The sequence below is a fragment of the Kitasatospora sp. NPDC022856 genome (assembly GCF_055561235.1).
Window position 1 is genome coordinate 1 of record NZ_JBVHHE010000124.1, and the last position, 1,872, is coordinate 1,872.

A 1,872-nucleotide genomic window follows, 5' to 3' on the forward strand; every position below is an offset into this window, starting at 1 on the left:
GCGGGCGTCGCCGTCGGCGTCGGCGGCCATCGCCTCCAGCACCGACCGGTACATCGCGCCCAGCCGCTCCAGGTTCGCCGCGGTGAAGAACTCCGAGGAGCCGCCCAGCTGAACGGCGCCACCGCTGGCGATCGCGTTGAGGGCGAACTCCGTGGTGCCCTGGTTGAGTGAGGCCTCGACGTCCACCGCGTCGGTGTCGACCTGGTGGAAGTCCTGGAACTCGAACATGACGTTGATCAGGTCGCTGTTCCCGGCGGCGCGCTGGACGGCGGGCAGCGGGTAGCGGCGGTGCGACCAGATGGCGGTCTCCGTCGCATGGGTCCGCTCGACCAGTTCGCGCCACGTCTTCGCGCCCCGAGTCGTCGGGAACGGCAGGGTGTTGAGGTGCATGCCGAAGACCCGGTCGGCGCCCGGCGCCTCCAGCCGGCCGTGGTAGACGACGCCGGTGTGGAAGGCGTCCTCGGCGGTGAGGCTGCCGAGCACCTTGAGGTGGGCGGCCAGCATGACGCTCTTGAGCGAGGTCTTCGCCTCGGTCGCGAGCTTGCGCAGGCCGTCCTCCAGGTCCGCGAACGGCACCCGGGCCGTGACGGACTCGCCCGGGTCGCCGCCCCAGGTGGCGGGCAGGACCAGCGGGCTGTGGGTGTCGACGACCTGCTGCCAGAACTCCTGGGTCTGCGGGTCGGAGAGCGCGTCCTGTTCGGCGGCGATGTAGTCCGCGTAGCGGACCGACGGCACCTCGTGTGCCGCCGGCTCAAGGCCGTCCCGCAGCGCCTGGTAGGTGCTGAGGAACTCCATCAGCAGCGAGTTGATGGTCCAGCCGTCGGTGATCACGTGCAGGTGACTGACCGTCAGGCGCCAGGCCTGGTCGGACTCGACGTGCGCCGCGAACCGCATCAGCGGGGCCGTGGTCAGCTCGAAGCCCGTGCCGTTCTCCTGCTCGACGTAGGCCCGGGCCTGCTCGGCGATCGCGGCCTGGCTCAGACCGCGCAGGTCGTGGATGGCGACCGGGATCTCGACGTCGGCGTGGACGAGCTGAAGCGGCTGGCTGTAGCCGTCCAGGTGCATGGAGGTGCGCAGGATGTCGTGCCGGGCGACCACGAGGTCGGCGGCGCGGCGGAAGGCCTCGGCATCGAAGGGGTGGGTGTCCGGGATGCGCGAGGAGTTGATGTTCCGGTAGACGTGCTCGTTCTCCGTGGACATCAGCTCGACGAGCATGCCGGTCTGGATCTGGGAGAGCGGGTAGGCGTCGACGATGTCGGCCGGGAGGGCCTTGCGGTCGTCGTCCGAGATCTGGGTGAAGGGCTGGACGGCGGTGATGAGGGATTCGCCGGTGCCGTTGCCGGGGAGGGCTGCGGCCATGGCGGTGATGGTGCGCTGCTGGAAGACGTCGCGGATGGTGACGTCGTAGCCGGCGGCGCGGAGGGCTCCGACGAGGCGGACGGCGCGGATGGAGTCGCCGCCGAGGTCGAAGAAGCTGTCCTCGACACCGACCTGGGGCAGGCCGAGGACCTCGGCCCAGATGGTGGCGAGGCGTTCCTCGACGGGGGTGCGGGGGGCGGTGTAGCCGCTGGTGGCGAACGCGTCCAGGTCGGGGGTGGGGAGGGCGCGGGTGTCGATCTTGCCGTTGGCGGTGAGGGGGATGGCGTCGATCGTCAGGTAGGCGGTCGGGACCATGTACTCGGGGAGCTTGTCGGCGAGTTCGGCGCGCAGTGCCGGAGCATCGAGCACGGTGTCGGTGACGAGGTAGGCGACGAGGGTCTTCTCGCCGTTGGTGTTCTCGCGGACGGTGACGACGGTGTCGGTGATGTGGGGGTGTTCGCGCAGGCGGGCTTCGATTTCGCCGAGTTCGATGCGGTAGCCGCGGATCTTGAC

Annotated in this window: 1 protein-coding gene; it reads right to left on the reverse strand. The window is 70.1% G+C overall.

Features of this window, described 5'->3' with window-relative positions; all coding sequences use genetic code 11:
- A partial coding sequence (locus tag ACZ34W_RS38605; RefSeq protein WP_465611167.1) for a condensation domain-containing protein occupies positions 1–1,872 on the reverse strand: 1,872 nt, incomplete at both ends.